This window comes from Bartonella queenslandensis AUST/NH15 (genome assembly GCF_000312585.1).
GTDB lineage: Bacteria > Pseudomonadota > Alphaproteobacteria > Rhizobiales > Rhizobiaceae > Bartonella > Bartonella queenslandensis_A.
Map to the genome: position 1 here is coordinate 266,776 of NZ_HE998003.1, position 2,604 is coordinate 269,379.

Sequence of the window (2,604 nt, forward strand, 5' to 3'; positions counted from 1 at the left end):
AAAGATTCATGAAAACCTACACTGTAGCTGATGTTGCAGAGTTGGTTGAGAAATATAGTGATATTGTTGATTTTGGCACTGCAGAGGATGCGGTGAGTGATGAAAGAATTGAAGAAGCTGAGAAAATTCTTGGTGTAAAGTTTACAACTTCTTATAAAGACTTTTTAAAAAATTATAAAGGAGGAGAAATTGGAGGTGATGAAATATTTAGCATTTATAACGCAAGTTTTGATAAGTGTCCTGCTGGTGATATCGTTTTCTATCATTTGACGGATATAAAAAATGGTTTTGCAAAATCAAATCAGCTTGCCGTGAGTAGAACTGATTTTGGTGAAACATTTTATTTTGATTACTCTCAATTTCGGGATGGTGAATGTCCACTCTACCTTGAGTTTCCACCTGAAGGACCTTATTATTATGCAAGTAATTTTTATGAATTTCTTTGCAAAAGAATTAAAGTACACGCGGGGGTTGAGATACCTGATGGTGATCAACCGATTGAAAAGATTGAGAACACTCCCAGTCCACAACCTATACCTTTTTACAAGAGTTTTTGGAAAAAACTATGGAGGAAGGGAAATTGATAGTGAGGAAATATTTAGCCTTTCTAGAGATTCTCAGTGTTACACAAGTAATTTTTATGAATTTCTCTGTAAAAGAATTCTGGTAAATGCAGGGGAAGATTCATGAAAACTTACATTTTAGCTGATGTTGCAGAATGTGTTGATAAGTAAATCTGATGCAAACCAAAGATGTAACAGAAATTTTAAAAAGACTGGGCTGGGAGCCTTATCGTGATAAAGACGATGGTAGTACGTGGGCTCATTATCATCTTCTTGATCGTATTATTGGTATTGGCTATGATGTAAAAAATTATGGAGAGGACGGGGAAAAGTTTCGGCTCTCTGCTAAGCTTACGACAGCCGCCTATTGCCTTGCCTGGGAATATCGTAGTGGTAAAGAATCACAGTCTAAATATGAAGATATACTGTTTTCCGCGAAGGAGAATTTTGATGTTAAAGCTTTGGATCTTTCTCAGAGCCATATTGAGGAGGCTCTCAATAAAGTGATTGCGTGGGCGCAAGCACAGGATATTGAACAAAAGTTGCGTGAGAAAGCAGCTAGTCATTCTGCTGTTGCACAAGCATTGCTCGGTGATATGGAGGCTTTAAAAAACTATGATCCTACTCACAAATTATTTGTGCCAGAATTTGCTGATTATCAGACTATGACGTCGGATGATCGCCTGCTTCTTTTTGCGCAAGCTTATAAAAACGGGGAATTGGATGATGTTCTAGCACGGAAGAAGCCCAAACGGCGCTCGATGAGTCTTACCGCAGCAAGCCGCATTCTCAAAACTCATGGTTGGTTTGCCACGGAGCCTAGCAAAATGTGGCTCTCTTTGCCCGACCGCTTCATTCAATTTAATTTTGGTTTTATACATCTTCATAACAATGATAATGTCTATCTTGAAGCAGAGATATCGAATAAAGAGATTTCTGTGGCTTGTAATTATATTCACTATCGTGGGGAATATGATTCGATAAAACCCACGGATATTTATAATTCTTTTAACACCATTGGGGGGGGGATTTTTAGTGGTATTGATAAAGGGATTGATATTTGTGTAGAGACATTAAATGAGCAAGAGCTTATCAAAATCTCTGAACGAGTGATCCAGTGGGCTCGTGCTCAAGATTTGCAAGCATCGATAGAAAGCAAAACACTTGTTCAAAAATATAGATATAATGTAGACATAGTTTGGCATTTGGCTTGCTTAGCATTGATGGGTAAAATTGATATCCTGAAGTCTTATCAAAGTTTTCTGGAAGCAGGGACAATTTCTGAAAATTTAGATGACAATTATGTAGAAAAACACATTAACTATGCCGTTCGATTTGCTGAAGAGCACCTGAAGGTTTTAAAGGAGCGAGAGGCAATAGATGCCGCTATTGATTTGCACGCATTGGCTTTCTTGAATACAGTTTCTGAACAGTTAAAAAGGAGAGGCTGGACAGTTTATCGCGATAAAAACTACGCTCGTAATGCTTATTTGATTAACAAAGATCGGATTATCAACATAGTGTACAATCTTGATAAACAAGAAGAAACACCAGTTATTACCTTCAAAGCTTCGGTTTCAACACTAGGTTTTTCTACTGCTCATCGGTATATGTTTCCTGGATTGCCTCAATATATTGCTCTCAAGGAGTCAGAAGAAGTTTATACCATTTCTGCTGCACAAGTTGAAGAGAATCAATTGAGTCCGCTCATTGCAGATATTATCGGGTGGGCTGATCGGCAAAATGTCAATCAAATGATCTATGATTATGCAGCTTTGCCCCCAAATCATGAAGATGTTTATCTTGTCGCACGTCACCTTATTGCTCTTATCCTGATAGGGGATGTTGAAAAGCTCAAGTTTTACGAGGAGAATTTTAGAAGTGGAAACTCTTCAGGGCTTGTGAAAGGTATCTCGAAATACGGGATTGACAAGGCTCTTATGCTTGCGAGGGGTTATCGAAAAGGGTTTTCCTAAAAACGCTCCGATTTTAAGCTTGGATGCGCCAACAGCATCTGTTGTCTCCAAAACTGTTGCCATTG

The 2,604-nt window shown here is 38.3% G+C and carries 2 protein-coding genes; both read left to right on the forward strand.

Going from position 1 to position 2,604, the window contains the following annotated elements:
* Positions 1-8: 8 nt before the first annotated feature.
* Positions 9-584 carry an SMI1/KNR4 family protein gene (locus BN338_RS06270; protein WP_039760108.1) on the forward strand — a complete coding sequence of 192 codons (576 nt, stop codon included), beginning with the start codon at positions 9-11 and terminating at the stop codon, positions 582-584.
* A gap of 155 nt (positions 585-739) precedes the next feature.
* Positions 740-2,539: a DUF6990 domain-containing protein gene (locus BN338_RS06275; RefSeq protein ID WP_039760111.1), complete on the forward strand. Its 1,800-nt coding sequence runs from the start codon at positions 740-742 to the stop codon at positions 2,537-2,539.
* The last annotated feature ends 65 nt before the right edge of the window (positions 2,540-2,604 follow it).

Coding starts and splice junctions, on each gene's coding strand:
- BN338_RS06270 (WP_039760108.1), top strand. CDS start 9: ATGAAAACCTACACTGTAGCTGATGTTGCAGAGTTGGTTGAGAAATAT.
- BN338_RS06275 (WP_039760111.1), top strand. CDS start 740: ATGCAAACCAAAGATGTAACAGAAATTTTAAAAAGACTGGGCTGGGAG.